Annotated in this window: 14 protein-coding genes; 10 read left to right on the forward strand and 4 right to left on the reverse strand. The window is 62.9% G+C overall.

Translation table 11 applies throughout. From position 1 onward, the window contains the following. Positions 1–43: 43 nt before the first annotated feature. Positions 44–640, forward strand: coding sequence for a hypothetical protein (locus tag VGH98_17995; GenBank protein HEY2377870.1), 597 nt, complete (start codon positions 44–46; stop codon positions 638–640). 357 nt (positions 641–997) lie between these two features. Further along, entirely contained in the window at positions 998–1,789 is a 792-nt protein-coding gene (locus VGH98_18000; protein ID HEY2377871.1) for a lytic transglycosylase domain-containing protein, read from the forward strand. A 9-nt stretch (positions 1,790–1,798) separates the two neighbouring features. Here VGH98_18000 and VGH98_18005 read toward each other — a convergent pair whose 3' ends face one another. Beyond that, positions 1,799–4,216, reverse strand: coding sequence for an ABC transporter permease (locus VGH98_18005; protein HEY2377872.1), 2,418 nt, complete (start codon positions 4,214–4,216; stop codon positions 1,799–1,801). A 177-nt stretch (positions 4,217–4,393) separates the two neighbouring features. Between VGH98_18005 and VGH98_18010 the strand changes: the two genes are divergently transcribed. The 4 genes from VGH98_18010 to VGH98_18025 all read left to right on the forward strand — a co-directional run bounded on the left by VGH98_18010 (position 4,394) and on the right by VGH98_18025 (position 10,480). Beyond that, complete coding sequence (locus tag VGH98_18010) at positions 4,394–6,922, forward strand: DUF5916 domain-containing protein (GenBank protein HEY2377873.1); 2,529 nt, start codon at positions 4,394–4,396, stop codon at positions 6,920–6,922. Between the two features lie 85 nt (positions 6,923–7,007). After that, positions 7,008–7,667 carry a DUF305 domain-containing protein gene (locus VGH98_18015; protein HEY2377874.1) on the forward strand — a complete coding sequence of 220 codons (660 nt, stop codon included), beginning with the start codon at positions 7,008–7,010 and terminating at the stop codon, positions 7,665–7,667. A 153-nt stretch (positions 7,668–7,820) separates the two neighbouring features. Continuing rightward, positions 7,821–9,779, forward strand: coding sequence for a hypothetical protein (locus VGH98_18020; GenBank protein HEY2377875.1), 1,959 nt, complete (start codon positions 7,821–7,823; stop codon positions 9,777–9,779). Between the two features lie 146 nt (positions 9,780–9,925). Next, the gene (locus VGH98_18025; GenBank protein ID HEY2377876.1) at positions 9,926–10,480 is read left to right on the forward strand and encodes a hypothetical protein; all 555 of its coding nucleotides are present in this window, start codon (positions 9,926–9,928) and stop codon (positions 10,478–10,480) included. 631 nt (positions 10,481–11,111) lie between these two features. On the opposite strand, the gene VGH98_18030 is transcribed toward VGH98_18025, so the two are convergent. From VGH98_18030 to VGH98_18040, 3 genes are all read right to left on the reverse strand, one after another. Continuing rightward, positions 11,112–11,933, reverse strand: coding sequence for a hypothetical protein (locus VGH98_18030; GenBank protein HEY2377877.1), 822 nt, complete (start codon positions 11,931–11,933; stop codon positions 11,112–11,114). A 160-nt stretch (positions 11,934–12,093) separates the two neighbouring features. Next, complete coding sequence (locus tag VGH98_18035; GenBank protein ID HEY2377878.1) at positions 12,094–13,197, reverse strand: PQQ-binding-like beta-propeller repeat protein; 1,104 nt, start codon at positions 13,195–13,197, stop codon at positions 12,094–12,096. Between the two features lie 478 nt (positions 13,198–13,675). Continuing rightward, positions 13,676–14,434, reverse strand: a complete 759-nt coding sequence (locus tag VGH98_18040) for a CPBP family intramembrane glutamic endopeptidase (GenBank protein HEY2377879.1) — start codon at positions 14,432–14,434, stop codon at positions 13,676–13,678. Between the two features lie 78 nt (positions 14,435–14,512). Between VGH98_18040 and VGH98_18045 the strand changes: the two genes are divergently transcribed. Genes VGH98_18045 through VGH98_18060 form a run of 4 tightly spaced genes read left to right on the forward strand, consistent with a single transcriptional unit; the run spans position 14,513 to position 17,846 of the window. Then, positions 14,513–15,124, forward strand: coding sequence for a winged helix-turn-helix domain-containing protein (locus VGH98_18045; protein ID HEY2377880.1), 612 nt, complete (start codon positions 14,513–14,515; stop codon positions 15,122–15,124). 5 nt (positions 15,125–15,129) lie between these two features. After that, a complete protein-coding gene (locus VGH98_18050) occupies positions 15,130–16,500 on the forward strand; it encodes an ankyrin repeat domain-containing protein (protein HEY2377881.1) in 1,371 nt (456 codons plus the stop codon). Between the two features lie 30 nt (positions 16,501–16,530). Then, complete coding sequence (locus VGH98_18055) at positions 16,531–17,208, forward strand: sigma-70 family RNA polymerase sigma factor (GenBank protein ID HEY2377882.1); 678 nt, start codon at positions 16,531–16,533, stop codon at positions 17,206–17,208. Positions 17,209–17,231: 23 nt separating this feature from the next. Continuing rightward, positions 17,232–17,846, forward strand: a complete 615-nt coding sequence (locus VGH98_18060; GenBank protein ID HEY2377883.1) for a zf-HC2 domain-containing protein — start codon at positions 17,232–17,234, stop codon at positions 17,844–17,846. Positions 17,847–17,900 lie beyond the last annotated feature (54 nt).

Below are 17,900 nucleotides of genomic sequence, written 5' to 3' on the forward strand. Positions count from 1 at the left end.
GACAGGCGTCATACTTGGTTCACCCCCCCGGAGGGGGGACATTATGAAAGTGCAACAGATTCGGAAGTTCGACATGCTGCGGCGCGTCCAGCAGTTCCTGGACGAGTTTGCGGCGAAGCTGTTCGCCGCGACCGCGGCGGCCGCTCGGCAGGCCCTCGATCAACTCGTGGAGGACATGCGGGTGAACGAGGCAGAGCAGGCGAGCAACACGCTGAACGCCAAGAGCCAGACGGCGGCCCAGGCGGCGTTGCGTCAGGATCTCGTGAAGGACCACATGCGGCCGGTGGCGTTGATCGCGGCCGCGCACCTGCGCGATGTGCCGGAGTTCAAGGCACTGCAGGTGCCGAAGGTCGGTGTGAAGGCCGCGGTGCTCGTGCAGGACGCGAACGCCATGGCCCAAGCAGCGAAGCCGTATCAGCAGGTGTTCGTGGGAAACGGTCGTCCGGAGACGTTCGTCGACGATATGGTGGCGGCGGCGAACGCGGTGCGAGCGTCGATCGATGCGCGTGGCAAGAGCATCGCGACGAAAGCGGCAGCACGAGCCCCGGGTGATGAACCCGGGGCTTCTTTCACTGATTTACTCTTCAGTGCCTCTATCACCTCGGTGTGGAGCATCAGGCCGCGCGATCTCACGAGTTGAGTGAATCCTAAATCGGACTACCCTCTACCCTCTACCTTCTACCCTCTCTCAATCACTGCGTAGGCTCCCTGCGTGAACTCGAGCGGCGTTTCGTTCTAAGATAGGAATGAGGGAGAGCACAACCGGCCTAACGTCTGACTCAAAAGTTCACCAACAACCAGCCCCAACCACCAACAACCAGCCCCAACCACCACCAACCAGCCCCAACCACCACCAACCAGCCGCCAACCACCACCGACAAGCGAGCGCGTCAGTGCTCTGGGAGGGCCCAATCTCCTTTCCGCCGCTTTCGCGAAACTGCCTCCTCCGGAGGGGGTAGAACTGTCATCACCCCTCCAACTTCGGGAGTAGTCACGCATGACCAAGCAAGCCATGCGGAACGCCATCGCATTGCATCGCGACACCATGGTCCGCTGGATCATGACGACGGCGCTGTTCGCGGCCGCCGGTTTTGCCATAACGCAAACGTTAGGCAACACACTGCAGATCGCGATGCGGCCCGCGGCCGAGGCGATCTCCACTCCCGTGAACGCGGCTGCCCCGAAGGACTCGCTGCCCAAAGTGACGGCTGCGGCTCCCGCTCCGACGTGGCAGCTCGCGAACATCGCCAATCCGCGCGTCGACAGCTGGGTACAGCGATTCTCGACCTCGCTCAAAGGAGACATCTCCGCGGCCCTGGATCGCGGCGAAGCGTATCTCCCGATGATCTCGGCGAAACTCGCCGAGCGGAACATGCCGCAGGAGCTCGCTTACTTGCCCCTCATCGAGTCGCAGTACCAGACCCATGCGCGGTCACGGGTCTCGGCCGTCGGCCTCTGGCAATTCATGGCATCGACAGCGCGGAACTTCGGACTTTCTGTCAGCAAGCATGGCGACGACCGCACGAACGCAGCAAAGTCGACCGACGCTGCGCTCACGTACCTGTCGCAGTTGCATAATCGCTTCGGCTCGTGGTATCTCGCCGCGGCAGCGTACAACGCCGGGCCCGGCACCGTCTCGAAAGCGATGCAACGCGTCCTCGGCCGTTCGACGGGAAGCGACTCCGATTTCTATGCGATCTCGAAGCGACTCCCCGCGGAGACGCGCGAGTACGTCCCGAAGCTCATCGCAGCCGCGCGCATCGCAAAGGACACGACGGCGACGGAGTGACCATCGTCATCATTCGTAGCGCAATGCTTCGACCGGATCGACACGCGCGGCACGACGAGCTGGGATATAGCTCGCAAGCAGCGTCAGCGCTCCTAAAACGAGCGATACGCCGATGAAGCTCGCGCCGTCGAGCGGAGATATACCGAACAGCAGCGCACGCAACGTCCGAGTAACCACAAAGGCGCCGGCCAGGCCGATGGCGATGCCAATACTGCCCAGCACCGCGCCCTGACCCACTACGAGACGCACGACATCCAACGTCTGTGCGCCTAACGCGACGCGCACGCCGATCTCCTGGGTCCGCTGCGAGACCGCGTACGAGATCACACCGTAGAGGCCGACGCCCGCCAGCACGAGCGCGATCGCCGCAAAGGCGCCGAACATCTTGCCGTAGAGCGCGCGCTGCCAGTAGGAGCGCTGGATGTTCGCGTCCATGCTCAGAACACGAAACGCGGGCAGAAGCGGATCCATTTGCTTGAGCGCCGAGATCACGACGCCGGTTGCGCGGGTCGGGTCGTCGCGCGTCCGCACGACGATCGCCGCCAGACTCCAGCCACCTTGTTGGTAGGGCATGTACCCCTGCAGATCAGGCGGGGAGCTGAGTTGCTTGTGCTTGATGTCCGCCGCGACGCCGATGATGGTAATCCAACGCCGCGACGTGTCGGTCGGCGAGCCGAAACGGAATCGTTTGCCCAACGCACGTGCCGGAGTCTTCCAGAACTGTCGCGCCATGTACTGATTGATCACGGCGACGCGCCCCCCTGCGCCGCTGTCTGCCCACTCCTGTTGCGTGAACATACGGCCGACAACGAGCGGCACGCGCAGCGTCTCCAAATATCTTGGCGATGACCAACGAATCTCGAGCAACGGCTCCGAGCCGATCTTGACGTCCTGGCCTTCGGGGACGAAGAAGCTGTTGTTGTTGCCGCCGCCGAGTGGAATCCGGTTCGAGATTGCCGCGGAGACGATGCCCGGCTTCGCATTCAGCGTCGCGAGCAACCGATCCCAGAACTGGAATCGCTGATACGTGGAGTCGTACGCGGGTCCCTCGAGGCTGACCTGCATCGTCAACAAGTTGCTGGGATCGAAGCCTGGCCTAACGTCTTGCAGCACGAGGAAGCTGCGAACGAGCAATGTCGCGCCGACGAGGAGCACGAGCGACAGCGCGAGCTCGCCGACCACCAGCGTCGCGCGCAGACGTTGCCACGAGCGTCCCGCGCTCGAGCCGCGCGCGCCGGCATCACGCAGCGTCTCGTTGAGATTGGGCTTCGCGGCTTGAAGTGCCGGCGCGACACCGAAGAGGAGTCCAGTCGCAATCGCGAGTGCGAGAGTGAAGATGAGCACCTCGCCGTCGATCCTGAACTGCATCCAGATTGGTCTCGTCGTAACGATGTTGGCGTTGATCCACCGCAAGAATCCATACGCGAACGCAACGCCGAGTACGCCGCCGAAGAGTCCGAGGACAACGCTCTCCGTGAGCAGCTGCCGCAGGATGCGCGCGCCGTCGGCGCCGAGCGCGACGCGCACACCCATTTCCTTCGCGCGTGCCGACGCGCGCGCGAGGAGCAAGTTGGCAACATTCGCGCAGGCGATGAGCAGCACGAACGCGACCGACGCCATCATAATCATCAGCACGGGGCGAACGTCGCCCACTTCCGCGTCGCGCAGCGTCTCGACGTCGACGCCCCAGCCGGTGTTGGATGCCGGATAGAGAGTCTCGAGACCGGCGGCGATGCGATTGAGATCGATGCGTGCCTGGTCGATCGTCATTCCCGATTTGAGGCGCCCCATCACTTGCCAGGAATGGTTGCCGCGGTACTTGACTGGGTCGAGCTGGAGCGTCGTCCACGCGACGGCAGCGCCTGGGAAGTCGAAGCCGGCTGGCATCACGCCGATGATCGTATGTGGAACACCGTTGACCATCACCTGATGTCCGATCGCATCGGCATGGCCGTCGAATCGCTCGCGCCAGAGACGATCGCTGAGCATGATCACGTGCGGGCCGTTGAGGCGATCCTCCTCCTCGCGAAAGTCGCGTCCGAGCGCCGGCGCGACGCCGAGCGTGTGAAACATGGTCCACGAAACGTCGGCGCCCTGGATGTAGTCGGCGGCGTCACTCGCGGCGAGGTTGAACGAGGAGCCAGTGTAAGCGCCAACGCTCGTCAGCGTGCGGTTGTCCGCCTGCCAGCTCCGGAAATTCGGATAGGACACGGTGTTCATGTGCCATCCGCGCCGCGGATTGGACTCACCCATTGCAACGATGGCATCCGGGTCGTGATACGGAAACGGACGAAGCAGCATCGCGCGGACGCAGCTGAAAATCGTTGTGTTCACACCGATTCCCAGAGTGAGACACAACACCGCGGCGATCGAGAAGGTTGGGTTCTTGATCAGCGTGCGGATGGCGAACCGCAGGTCGTTCAACATGCTCGAGTCCGCGTGATGAGGATCACGCAATCGGACAGTCGTGTACCAGGAATGGTTGGAGTGGCCAATCGAGGACGAGCCCGTTTATGAAACTTTATCCACCCCTATTGCGCGTATGGCTGTCCAATGGGTCGACTCGTCCCTCGTCCCACCAGACTCCCCGAGTGGCACGCCAGAATGCTTTCTTTCCTCCCTCTCGTCAGCCTCCTTGCGCTGGGCACTCAGCGTGACACCGCTCGCGTGCCGGCCGCAACTGTCGCGATTCGCGCTCGGCGGCCACCTGTCATCGACGGACGCGACAACGATCCCGTGTGGCGGGAAGCGCCGCCGATCATCGACTTCACCGAATGGCAGCCAACAGAGGGAAAGCAGCCGCGATTCAAGACGGAAGCGAAGGTCGCATATGATGCGGCGAATCTGTACGTCTTCGTGCGCGCGTACGACCCGCGGCCCGACAGCATCGCGCGCATACTCGAGCGCCGCGACACGTTCACGCCGACGGACAAGATCTGGATCTTCCTCGACTCGTACCACGACAAGCGGACCGGCTACGAGTTCGGCGTCACGCCAGCCGGTGTGAAGCTCGACGGGCAGATCTCCAACGGCGGCAACGAGGATTTCGCGTGGGACGCCGTCTGGGACGTTGCGACGACGGTCGACTCGTTAGGTTGGACGGCCGAATTCAGAATCCCCTTATCACAGCTGCGATACGGGAAGCAACGCCGTCACGACTTCGGCTTCACGATCGATCGGGATATCTATCGGTATACCGAGCGCATGAGCTGGCCCCAGTTCAGTCAAGCGAAGCCGGACATGATCTCGCAGCTCGGGACGCTGGAGGATCTGGAGGATCTGGAAGTTCCGCGGCGGCTCGAGGCCATCCCGTACGTCGTCACGAAGCGCGCGTCGACGATCACCAACAACCTGTACACGAATCCGTCGAGCGCCTCGGCCGGAGGGGACATCAAGTATCGCGTCGCGCCGAACATGACGCTCGACGCAACGATCAATCCCGACTTCGGCCAGGTCGAATCGGATCCGGCGGTACTCAATCTCAGCGCGTACGAGAGCTTCTTCGACGAGCGGCGCCCGTTCTTCGTTGCCGGCCGCGGGGTGTTCTCCTTTCCGGTCAATTGCTCGAACGTGAACTGCTCCAGCGAGAACCTATACTATAGTAGGCGCATTGGCCGGACCCCTCAGCTCGCGCCGACATACGGTGACACCGTTCCGCAGGCGCCGACGACCATTCTCGGCGCGGCGAAGCTCAGCGGTCGCCTAACGAGCGGGACCACGATCGGCGTGCTCGACGCGGTCACACAGCGCGACGCGAGCCCTGGCGACACGACTTTCGAACCGAGGACGAACTACGGCGTCGTGCGCGCGACGCAGGACTTCCGCGGCGGCAATAGCACGATCGGCGGGATGCTCACGGCGGTCGATCGCGCGAACGACAGTTGGACGGCTGGATATCTGCCGACCAACGCGTACGTCGGCGCCGTCGACTTCAGGCATCGCTTCTTCAAGAACACGTACGAGATCTCGGGCTCGTTCGACGAGAGCCGAGTGCAGGGGACGCCGCAAGCGATGGCGGCGCTGCAGACGGATGCCGTGCACTACTATCAGCGTCCCGACGCGGGCCTGCCGCTCGACTCGACTCGCACCGTGCTCGGGGGCGACGCCGAGGAGCTGCATTTCAGTAAAGTCAGCGGTCGGCATCTTTCTTTCGAGTCGGCGCTCCAGCGGCGGTCACCGGGCTTCGAGATCAACGACCTCGGGTATCTCCGTCGCGCCGATCAGACGTCGTGGAACACGTGGGTGGGCTACTTCGACCGCAATGAGCGTTTCTTCTACCAGCGCTTCCAGTGGAACAACAACTGGTGGCAGTACTGGACGACGAACGGTCTCGCACTCGAGGCGGCGTACAATACGAACTTTCAAATCACGCTGAAGAACAATTGGGGTGTGCACTTCGGGAGCACGCTCGGTCAACTCGGCTCGACGTATGACGACCGGAGCGCCCGCGGCGGTCCGGCGATCCGTCAGGACACCTACAACGCGCCGTGGGTCTTCATCAACGGCGACGACCGGCGCGCGGTGGTGCCGTACCTGAGCTGGAGCTTCTACAACGTCGGGAACGGCAAGAACCGCTCATGGAATGTGGGCCCCGAGATCGACTACAAGTCATCGGGCCGATTCAGCTCTGCGTTCAGCCTCAACTTCTCCAAGAATATCGATGACGACCAGTGGTTCGGCTTTTATGCGGACGCGTCAGGCCCACACTACACCTTCGCGCGTTTGAACCAGACCACGACGTCGGCGACGGTGAGACTGAACTACACCTTCACGCCGGCAGTTTCGTTGCAGGCGTACGTGCAGCCGTTCGTCTCGAAGGGTGCGTACGTGAACGTCCGCCAACTCTCGTCGACGCCGCGTGCAATCGACTATGACGCGCGGTTTGCGCCGTTCATCGATCCGTCAGTGACGGGCGATCCGGGCGGGTTCAACTTTAAAGAGTTTCAATCCAATCTGGTTTTTCGGTGGGAGTACAGGCCCGGATCCACCTTGTTCGTGGTGTGGAACGAGGGCCGGCAGGGGTATGCGAATCAGGAAGGGAATACGCCGTTCACTGGGGACATTCGCAACCTGATGTCGCTGCATCCCGCGAATACGATTTTGGTGAAGATGTCGTATTGGCTCAACCGGTAGAGGGTTGAGGGTTGCGGGTAGAGGGTGGGGGACTGACGAACTCCCCCCGCTAGCCGAGCGCCGGGCCGACCGCTACCCTAGAGACATGTTCCGCAAGCCATGTAGTTGGATCGGCGCACTATTCGTCGCGGCCTTCGCCTCGCCAGTCGCGGCGCAGACGCTGACACCGGTACATACCGATGCCGCGGCCATCGCCACGGCGCGCGCCGACAGCGCGCGAAAACCGTATACCACCGCCGACGTCGCCTTCGTGTCGGGAATGATCCATCACCATGCGCAGGCGATCGTGATGGCGAGGTGGGCCCCGACCCACGGCGCGAGCGCGGACGTGCGCACCCTCTGCGGCCGCATCATCAACGCGCAGCTCGACGAGATTCATCGCATGCAGCAATGGTTGGCTGATCGGGGCCAGCCAATTACCATGCCCCGGTTGACTCGGGACACGTCGATGCGGGACATGCCCGGTATGCAGATGGCCGGCGACTCGCTGATGCCGGGCATGCTCTCGAGCGCCCAGCTGGACACGCTCGATCGCGCGCGCGGAAAGGACTTCGACCGGCTCTTTCTCACCTACATGATCCAGCATCACACCGGCGCCGTACACATGGTCCAGCAGCTGTTCTCGACCTACGGCGCCGGCCAGGATGAAACAATTTTCAAGATCGCGACGGACATCAACGTCGATCAGAGAACGGAGATCGACCGCATGCACCGGATGCTCGTCGCCCTCGCGCTCGGAGGGTGATCTCTGGTGGTTGGTGGTTGGTTGTTCGTTGTTAGGGAATAAGGATTGTCGGCGAGCGTAGCTCGCCAACAAATCCGAAATCACCAACTACCAACCACCAATCACCAGCTACCGACCACCACCAACTACCATCAACCCCAACACCCAACCACCATGCATCATCGATTGTTCATTTCCACGCTGGCGATCGCAGCGTCCGTTGTCCTGCCGCTCTCCGCGCAGCAAGTACCGGCGCCTGGCGCCCCGTCGCCGGATCCACGGGTCGGTCTGAAGGCCGGGATCTATGACGCTGGCGAAGCTGCCTGGAACATGCGGCTGGCGTCGCTCACGAAACCCACCGAGAAGTTCGCCAAGAGCATCAACTCCGATGAGGCCTTCTTCGGGCACTATGTCATCCAGGGAAGCTTCGACGGCTTCCAGATCTGGGACATCTCGGATCCGGCGCATCCCACGCTTCGGTCGGCACAGTACTGCCCCGCGTCGCAGAGCGACGTCTCGGTCTACAAGAACCTCCTCGTGGTCTCGTCGGAATCGAACTCAGGCCGCCTGGACTGCGGTGACGAGGGGATCAAGGACACGGTGAGCGCGGAGCGCATCCGTGGCGTGCGCATCTTCGACATCAGCGATCTCGATCATCCGAAGTACGTCACGAACGTCCAGACCTGCCGCGGCTCGCACACGCACTCGCTCCTCGTGGATCCCAAGGATAAGGCCAACGTCTACGTCTACATCTCGGGCTCCGCGCCGCTTCGCTCGCAGAAGGAGCTGGCGGGATGCACGAGCGCGACGCCCGACAGGGATCCGAATTCAGCGCTCATGCGGCTCGAGGTGATCAAGATTCCGCTCGCACATCCGGAGAAGGCGGCAATTGTAAGCGCCGCAAAAATCTTCGAAGGGTTGAAGGAGCCCAAGAGCCACGGCATTACGGCGGCAGACAGTATCGCCGAGGTGCAGAGGCTCGCGGACGCGAAGGCGAATGGGGGTTACACGTACACGGTCGAGGGCCGTGAGCGGGTCGCATCACCTAGGCTCATCACGTCGCAGCTCGACAGTATCGTGAAGGCGCGCAACGGGACTGGCGCGCCGACCGCGGCGGACAGCTCCACGTTGCATGTCGCGCTGCAAGGCATCGTCGACAAGATTGTCGCCGCGCAAGCCGGGGCGAAACAGGAAGGCGATCCGATCATGTATTCGCAGTGCCACGACATCACGCTCGATCCGTCGCTCGGACTCGCCGGCGGCGCATGTGAAGGGCATGGGCTGCTGCTCGACATTCGGGACCCGGTACACCCGATGCGCATGGATGCCGTCGATGACGTGAACTTCTCGTACTGGCACTCGGCGACGTTCAACAACGATGGAACGAAGATCCTGTTCAGCGACGAGTGGGGCGGCGGCGGCGCGCCGAAGTGCCGGTCGACCGATCCGCACGAGTGGGGCGCGGACGCGATCTTCACGATCGATCCGCAGAGCAAGAAGCTGCACTTCGAGAGCTACTACAAGCTCTCCGCGCCGCAGACTCCGGAGGAGAATTGCGTCGCGCATAACGGGTCGCTCATCCCCGTGCCCGGCCGCGATATCATGTCGCAGGCGTGGTACCAGGGCGGCGTCTCCGTATTCGACTGGACGGACGCGAAGCATCCGGAGGAGATCGCATTCTTCGATCGCGGTCCGCTCACGGCCGATCATATGGTCCTCGGCGGCTCCTGGTCGGCGTACTGGTACAACGGCGTGATCGTGAGCTCCGAGATCACCCGTGGGCTCGACATCTTCGAGCTGCTGCCTAACGCGTTGCTGACGCAGAACGAGATCGACGCCGCGAAGACCGCGCATCTGGATTATCTGAACGTGCAGGATCAGCCGCGCTATACCTGGCCGGCGACGTTCGCACTTGCGCGGGCGTATGTCGATCAGCTCGAGCGCTCGAACGGACTGTCGACGGATCGGGTGGCGGCGACTCGTCAGGCGCTGGACGGCGCCGAGCACGCGAGCGGCTCGGCGCGTCGTAGCGCGCTCACGAAGCTTGCGACGCAGCTCGACGGGGACGCAAAGACCTCGAGCGATGCCGCGAAGGTGAGAGTGCTGGCGACGACGCTGCGCAGACTAAAGTAGGGCGATGCCTAACAAAGCGCCTGGCCACGAGCGGTGGCCAGGCGCTTTTCATTGCTAGAATCACTCGTGCGCGACGGATGCGAAGGGCTGTCGGATCTCCAGGCGGCGATGAGCAACAACACTCGAGTGTCGGTGCGAGGATTCGATTGATCGCACGCGTCGCAATCCGCATTGCGCTCGGGGCCGCTCTCGCCACCGCGTGCAATGAGCAAGTGCTCAATGCGCAGTTCGTGCCCGGCGCGCGCGTTCGGGTGCGTCATCTCGCCGGGTGCTGCGAGGTGACGACGACGGGCACGCTCGTCTCGCTCGATCCAGCCTCGATGTCGATGCGCGTCGCGGATGACAGCACGACGGTCACCGTGCCACGCACCGCAATCCGTTCCGTGGAGCAAGCGTTGCGGAGCGAGAGTCATGTCGGCACGGGAATGCTGGTGGGCGCCGTGACGGGCGGCATCGTCGGATCGCAGGTCTACAAGTCACGTAATCGTTGCAAGGGCGAGCAACCGTGTCTCTCGTTCATCGCCGTTGGCGTCGAAACGATCGGCGGCGCTCTCGCGGGTCTCGTCGTTGGCGCGATCGTCGGCTGGCAGATCCGGAGCGAGACGTGGGAGCAGGTCGAGCTCCCGGCGCGAGTGAGCTTTCGTCCGGAATGGGGGCGGGCCAGAAGGAGGTTCGGCGTTGCTCTCAGCGTCAGTTACTGACGGTCGATCGCCGGGCAGCGTCATCGCGTGGACGGATCAGAATGGCCACCGGCGTACATGTCAGTAACGTCGCAGAGGTGTTCGGCGCGAATCTGACCACAATGCCGTCGCTCCGCGGGTGTCTATCGTGGACGACCGATCAGCAGAGAAGCACAGCGCAATGGCCCCGAGGCCGAGTTCCAGCATGTCGCGATAACCACTGCGAACGCTGACCTCGCCGCTCCAGCCCCGAAAACCCATGCCTAGCACGCGGAGCCGCACGTGTCCGTCGCGCATGTGAGTGAACAGCGCGATGCCGGAATCGTTAGCAATCGCGCCAATGGTCGTCCCATCGATTCTGATAAGCGCGTGGGCTAATGGTCGCTGGCTCGTGCTACTGTCAACAATTATGACAAGGCCTGCCTCACCAGTGCGGAGGAGCGCAGTGTCGCGTGCATCGGAACGTCGTAGAACTGGTAGCTTCGGCGACGATTCTCCGTCGCACGAAGGACCGAGATATATCCCGCCATACTGTGGCTTTGGCCTCGCGCAACACGCGAGTGCGATCAAGAGCAGCAACGTCGGTCGCATACCTGTAAAACGGCCCACCACATTCCGACGTCACGGCCGATCAATGATATGAGGCATTTACTCATGGGCACGAGACGACGCTACGGCTCACGCCGGGCGCTCCGAGCTCCTTAGCTTCGTGGACTTCGTCCACCAAACTGTACCAGTGCGGCGGCATTCGGACGCTTCGGACGTCGACGCACACCGCGCCCGACGACTCGGCGAACAACTTCGCCTCGAGGCTCGAGAAAATGTCCGGCGTCAACGAGATCGCCATAGTCTCGCGAACTACTTCTGACGGACCGGTGAGGCGGCGCTCAACCCACTGCACGTAGACGCCGGATTCCGCACTCGGTGAGCCGTGGCTGACGCCAATCAATCGATAGTAGCCTGACCCCCGAGCGTCCGACCATCCGCCGCCTAGCTGCACTCTGTCCTCAGCGCTCGGACCGGTGCAGGTACCACGTGGTCGACCTCGCCAGGTCCATTGAAGGCAATTCAGCGTATCAGCCGCAGACCCTTCGGCGCCGTAGTGCAGCCGGACAAGCCCGTTGTACGTGAGCTCGAGAAGCGAGTCCGCAGGCCCGGCACACACGCCGTACCAGTTGAAAAACCTCTCAACTGCTGGCACGAGCATGACCCAACGCTGAACAAGAGTGGTCGGCGCAAACCGAAAGACACCTGCGGAGTCGGTGAAGGTACGCGCGGTCGCGTGAGCGCACGACGCACGCCCCTGGTCGTTCGTGATCGCGACCTGCACACCAATCGCCGGTCTTCCGTCGTCGCGACGAACGACGCCGACGAGCGCAGGCGACCCTGCCTCCTTGACGTTGAGGGGGAGCACGCAACCCGTAAGGACCAGCGTGAGGATCGGTCGGGTGTGCCGTGCGGTTGCGACTTTCATGAGCGAACCGTGAGGACTGACACGATCAGTCTCTGCTGCATACTCCGCGAAGAGCGCAGGAGCCCGATCGTTGCGAGATAGAGCCAGGCTGCGAGCAGGATTACGACAAGAATGATCGCGAGCCGCATGCGGCTGCTGCAGCACCCATATCGATACCTCCTCACTGACAGCGAAGCGCATAGGCGCCGTGTACGCCCGAGAAGACTACGCGGTCACTCGCGACGGCGAACCCCGAGCTCGGAATCTCGTTAGGGTCAGCGTCGAACAGGGTCGTGATGATCTGTCCGGACGCGGCATCGAGCACGAAAATGCCGAGGTTGTTGGCGAACACTCGCTGACCGCACAACGCCGATTCGTGAATCGACCCTCTGGTCGTCGTGCGCCATGCGACTTTCCCCGTCGTGGCATCGACTTCATATACGTACGTGTCATTCGTGCCAAGGTATAACCGATTCCCGGCAAGCGAAGGGCGCGCGAAGGGACCGAAGAATCCCGGCTCGGTTCTCACGCGCCAGATCTCCTGAAGCGTAAATCGATCGACGGCAAAGAATGCTCCTGCGAGAAGATCGCTCGCGAAGAGCACACGGTCGCGTATGACCGGAGCTGAAGGAACACCGCTCCAGCCAACTGATTGCGGGGCTTGATACTCGAACAGCAGTGCGCCCGTATTGCGGTCGAGGCCCGCGATGATACTCACACTGCTGTCGCCGTTAGGCGTCAAGCGTTTGCAGGCGGCTGCGTAGACGGTGTCGCCGCTGACTGCGAGTCCGCTGATAGCGCTGAGATACGGCCAACTGGGTCCGAGATCCGTCGTCCAGAGCGGCTGACCGGCCTTCGGACTCAAGGCGTAGACTTTGTGCGAGCGGGTTCCGACGTATACCGCGTGATCATCGACAGCAGACTGGGCTTCCGCCGGTTGAGCATCGGGCGTGAACCGCCAGCGAATTGCCCCTGTTGCGGCATCGAGCGAGATCACTTCGACTGCTTCAGCGATGTACACGGCTCCGCCGGCAGCGACGATGTTCGCGGCCGCCGGCGTTGGGCTCATCTTGACCGTGGTTTGCCACCGCCTCGCTCCAGTCGTTAGGTCCAGCGCGAGAACCGTATTCCTCGTCTCGATATAGACCATCGAGCCGGCGATGGCGGGGAGACCGGTCCAGCCAGTACCGCTCTCCGAGAGCGGCGCTCGCCAGAGAATTGCCCGAGCGCCGCCACCGCCGCTGGCGGTGGAACTGGAGCCGGAGCAGCCGTTCTCGAAGTTCATGCAGAGGCTGGTAGGGATACCCTCGCAACCCACGGCCAAGCAGAGGAGGAGCAGGGGCGTGACATGGAGACTACTCTTCGCCGACATTGTGACTCGTCCACTGAGAAAGTAGCGAACGATGGCGCCCACACGGCGAGAGGACTATACGACACTCGACGTAGTCAGATCACGAGTGACGTCAACGTCGCTCACGCTCACCTTGGCGAGCGGTCTGGCCACAACGACGAAGAGTGCTTACGGATCGGCCGGACGGGCACGCCGGAATCGAAGCGATTGTGTTGGACGCGAATCTGAAGATCCGTTTGGGTGGATGCTCTGAGCCGAGTCGTTGCCTAACGTGTGTCGGGATGTCCAGTTTCAACTCAATAGGTGCGGGGTGACAGTATTACCAAAATCACTTCATTAACACACCGAACGCGAAGTTGACGGACTCTTTTTGACGAAACTGTCATCCTCCGTCAAAGCGAACCCGATCGCCTCACGTCTCGACGGCGGCTTCGCTCGGCGCTGCCGCTGCCCGCGGCATCGAGTGGGTCGGATACTCGCGGAGCAGCCAGTAGCCGACCGCACCCCCGCCGATATCGATGAGCGCGTGAACGATCATTGCCGGGATCACTGAACTCGTCGCGAGCACGATTGTCACCATGAACACGCCCACGAGCGTAGCCCGAATCGCGCCCCTCCAGCCCTGGTAGAGGTGACCGGCACCGAAGAGCGCGGCGACGAACAGCAGCGCGCCAACTCGTCCGAGCCACGGTGCGAACAGCCAAGGCAGATAGCCGCGGTAGAGCAGCTCCTCGCAGAAGCCCGCGGTAATCGAGAGAGTGAGAAACCATCGCTGGTCGCGAGCCGTGCGTGGCACCATGAAGGCAACATCGCCGAGCTTGGGCCGCGCGGCGATCCGTCGCTCTACGGGGAGTCGCAGCACGGACCAGAGTTGGGCGCCGAACAGGGCCAGCACGAGAACGACGACGAGGACGCCAAGTGCGAGACGCCAACCATGGGGCATCGCTAGGCCGATGTCATCCCACGTGCGGTGCGCCCTTGCCCAGATGACCAGCGCACAGAACGTAAGTATCCACTCTCCGGCTACGATTCGGCGGTAGAAGTGCGTGCGCGCTCCGGGCCGATCGGCGATGGCGGCGGCGCGGAATTGGGGCCAGAAGTACTTGTACTCGTACACCGTCATGAAGCCGATGAGGACGGCGGCGTACACGGCATCGACGAAAGTGGGCATGTGGACCTCCATTATTCAAATAATATTGAATAATCGCCGGATCTTGGCAAGACCGACCGCGCGCTCTAGACTCCTCACATGCCCCGACCCAAGTCACGACGCACGGCCGGCGCGCCCGCGCTTCGCCCGGCGGTGGCGGACTTGCGCGCGCTCGCGCATCCCCTCCGTCTCCGCATCATGGAGCTCTTCGCCGAATCGCCGAAGACGACGAAGCAAGTCGCGGAGCTACTCGGCGAGCCACCCACGCGTCTCTATCACCACGTCGCCGCGCTCGAGCGCGCCGGGCTCGTCGTAATCAAGGAGACGCGACAAAACCGCGGCGCGATCGAGAAGTGGTACGCCAGCGTTGCCGCGCCGCTGAAGGCCAGTGGGCCGCGCGGGAGGAATGACGCCGCCGGCCGACGTGCGCGTCGCGCTCTCGCGGCGACGGTGTTCGAGCAGGCGAAGCAGGAGGTGATGGCTATACCACCGGGCGCAAAGCAGCGGGCGCTCATTACACGACTCATCATTCCGCTTCATCCCTCGAAAATCGCCGCGCTGCGTCAGCGGCTGTTCGACTCGGTGCAGGCAATCGGACGCGAGTTTCGGAGCGCGCCCCAAACGGACGACGCGCGTGAGGATGCAAGCGAGCGATGGGCGCTGACTCTCTCCTTCACTCCAGTCGCGACGCCGAAGCGCTCGCGCCGGTAACAGCAATGAGCTCTCAACTCAGCACGCACGATCAGTTCATCGAAGCCGCGTTCTGGCACGGCTCCGCGAAAAGGGCGCAAGTGATTCTCGATGCGAATCCCTCCATCGCGAACGACATTTACATCGCAGCCATGCTCGGTGATGACGAAGCCGTACGTCGGTTTCTCGCCAGTGACGCCTCTCTAGCAATAGCGAAGGGTGGTCCGCGACATGTCGATGCGCTGACGCATCTTTGCTTCTCATCGTTTCTGAAGGAGCACCGCGAACGGTCCGACGCGTTCGTCCGTGCCGCGACGGCGCTGCTCGATGCCGGCGCGAGCCCCAACACCGGCTTCGAGGACAAATCGCACCGGCCGCATCCCGAATGGGAGAGCGTGCTGTATGGCGCGGCTGGCGTTGCGTTTCATGCACCGCTCACCCGACTCCTGCTCGAGCGCGGCGCGGACCCTAACGACGAGGAAACGCCGTATCACTCGGTCGAGGCACCCGACAACGACGCTTTCAAGCTGCTACTGAACAGTGGAAAGTTGACGAAGGACAGCTTGAACATGATGCTGCTGCGAAAGTCCGACTGGCATGACTATGAAGGCATACAGCTCGTGCTCGATCAGGGCGCGGACGTCAACCAGATGTCGCGTTTCGGCAAGACGGTGCTGCATCACGCGCTCATCAGCGACAACAGACTCGAGATAATCGACCTGCTGCTCGACCGCAGCGCCGACCCATACGCGGTTGCTAATGATCTCCGCCACGGCGGTGGGTTTCGCGTGGGACGCTCGTCGACGGCGATTGCGGCGCGACGCGGTCGGCGTGACGTGCTCGCATCGATGGCGCGACGGCACATCTCCTTGAAGCTCGACGGCGTCGACGCGTTGATCGCCGCGTGCGCTCGCGGCGACGCGTCGGCGGCGCGTGCCATCGCGGCGCGTGAGCCATCACTCATTGGTGCATTGATCGATCAGGGCGGCGAGCTCCTGGCGGAGTTCGCCGGCAATGACAATCACGACGGCGTCGCGCTGCTCATCGAGCTCGGCGTTCCCGTCGACGTGCGCTACTTCGGCGACGGGTACTATGGGGAAGCTCCCGATAGCACGGCGCTGCACGTTGCCGCGTGGCGCATGTCGAACGACACGCTCGACGTGCTCATTCGTCACGGTGCCGACGTCAACGCAAGAAACAGAAAGGGCGAGACGCCGCTCATGCTGGCCGTGAGGGCCTGCGTCGCTTCATACTGGAGCGCACGTCGTTCGCCGCGGGCGGTGAAAGCGCTGCTCGGCGCAGGCGCAATCACCGACGGCGTACTCATTCCTTCTGGCTACAGCGCCGTTGACGAGCTCCTCACGTCTGGCGCGCAGCAAAGCGGCGGCACATTATGAACACCCCTCCCGCGCCGCGAGCGGAGCTCCATGGCCCAGAATCGCCCACCCGAGTTGGCGCAGCTGCTCGAAGCGACCGATGCGCGCACGAGGGAAGCCAAGTGGGCTCAGTTCCTCGAGCTCCACCACCGAACGCTGTTGCATGTTTGCCGGCTTCGTGCGCGCGACTATGACGCCACGATGGACGCCTACACGTGGGTGCTCGAGCGGCTCCGCGAGAACGACTGTCGGCGATTGCGCGCCTATGCCGCGGACGGGCGAAGTACGTTCACGACATGGTTGGTCGTCGTCGCCAAACGACTCTGCATCGACTTCGCTCGGCAGCGCTACGGCAGAGCGGATCCGCGCCATCCCGAGGAACGCGACAAAGCGCGCGAGCGTCGACGTCTCATCGATCTCACGGCTGAGGAGTTGGACCTCGACACGATTGTCGACCCTTCGGGACGAACACCGGAGAGCGATTTCGAGGCGGCCGCTCTTCGGGAGGCGCTCCGCGAGTCGATCATTCAGCTGAGTCCCCAGGATCGACTGCTGCTTGCGCTGCGGTTCGAGGACGGGTTGACGGCCGAGCGCATCGCGCCCGTACTGAATTTCGCCTCGGTCTTTCACGTCTATCGACGCCTCAACCATGTGCTCGCGGAGTTACGCGAGCGACTCGGCGAAGGGCCATCCAGCAATCGCGCGACTTCTCTCCGTTCAATTAAGTAGATCGTGACAACGCTGGACGGAGAATGAGCACCGATTCAGGATCGTTACCACACGTTTCGAACGAGGATCTGGCTGCCTATCTCGACGGCACGCTCGATCAGGAAAGGCGAGCGATCGTCGAAAGCCATCTAGCCGACTGTGATCGGTGTCGCTGGGACATGCTCGACGTCCGCGGGTTGCTCGCCGATTTGCCAGCAACGGAACAGGCGCCACGTCGCACTCCACGACGGAGGCGCAGTGCAGCCTGGATCGCGACTGGAGCAGTCGCTGCGGGCATCATCTTCTCCGCGGCGCTCCTTCGAATGCCGGCGCGCGATCAGGCGCGCCCGTCCGTCGAGCGTGGCGCTGCAGTCATCGACCGCATAGCCGTTGTGACACCAGCCGCGGATCGCGTCGTCGATGGCCCGAATGCCGTCTTCGTGTGGCGCGCAATCGAGGGCGGCGGTACGTACCGCCTAACGATCATGGATTCGGCTGGCGCTCGCCTCTGGACCACCTCGACGCGCGATACGACGACGTCCATACCAATCAAGCCACCGTTCGCGCGTGGTCGTAACTACTTGTGGTACGTGGATGCACTCGCGAGCGACGGCCATACCGTGACCAGTGGCGCTCGGTCGTTTTCCACCGGACCTTGAGTTTGCATGCACTTCGGCCGCTCATCGCGGTGCTGGTGCTCGGCTGCTCCCAAC

The organism is Gemmatimonadaceae bacterium, assembly GCA_036496605.1.
Lineage (GTDB): Bacteria > Gemmatimonadota > Gemmatimonadetes > Gemmatimonadales > Gemmatimonadaceae > AG2.

Bases quoted from the DNA above. Each gene is read 5' to 3' on its own strand.
- VGH98_17995 (HEY2377870.1), top strand. From the start codon at position 44: ATGAAAGTGCAACAGATTCGGAAGTTCGACATGCTGCGGCGCGTCCAG.
- VGH98_18000 (HEY2377871.1), top strand. From the start codon at position 998: ATGACCAAGCAAGCCATGCGGAACGCCATCGCATTGCATCGCGACACC.
- VGH98_18005 (HEY2377872.1), bottom strand. From the start codon at position 4,216: ATGTTGAACGACCTGCGGTTCGCCATCCGCACGCTGATCAAGAACCCA.
- VGH98_18010 (HEY2377873.1), top strand. From the start codon at position 4,394: ATGCTTTCTTTCCTCCCTCTCGTCAGCCTCCTTGCGCTGGGCACTCAG.
- VGH98_18015 (HEY2377874.1), top strand. From the start codon at position 7,008: ATGTTCCGCAAGCCATGTAGTTGGATCGGCGCACTATTCGTCGCGGCC.
- VGH98_18020 (HEY2377875.1), top strand. From the start codon at position 7,821: ATGCATCATCGATTGTTCATTTCCACGCTGGCGATCGCAGCGTCCGTT.
- VGH98_18030 (HEY2377877.1), bottom strand. From the start codon at position 11,933: ATGAAAGTCGCAACCGCACGGCACACCCGACCGATCCTCACGCTGGTC.
- VGH98_18035 (HEY2377878.1), bottom strand. From the start codon at position 13,197: ATGAACTTCGAGAACGGCTGCTCCGGCTCCAGTTCCACCGCCAGCGGC.
- VGH98_18040 (HEY2377879.1), bottom strand. From the start codon at position 14,434: ATGCCCACTTTCGTCGATGCCGTGTACGCCGCCGTCCTCATCGGCTTC.
- VGH98_18045 (HEY2377880.1), top strand. From the start codon at position 14,513: ATGCCCCGACCCAAGTCACGACGCACGGCCGGCGCGCCCGCGCTTCGC.
- VGH98_18050 (HEY2377881.1), top strand. From the start codon at position 15,130: ATGAGCTCTCAACTCAGCACGCACGATCAGTTCATCGAAGCCGCGTTC.
- VGH98_18055 (HEY2377882.1), top strand. From the start codon at position 16,531: ATGGCCCAGAATCGCCCACCCGAGTTGGCGCAGCTGCTCGAAGCGACC.
- VGH98_18060 (HEY2377883.1), top strand. From the start codon at position 17,232: ATGAGCACCGATTCAGGATCGTTACCACACGTTTCGAACGAGGATCTG.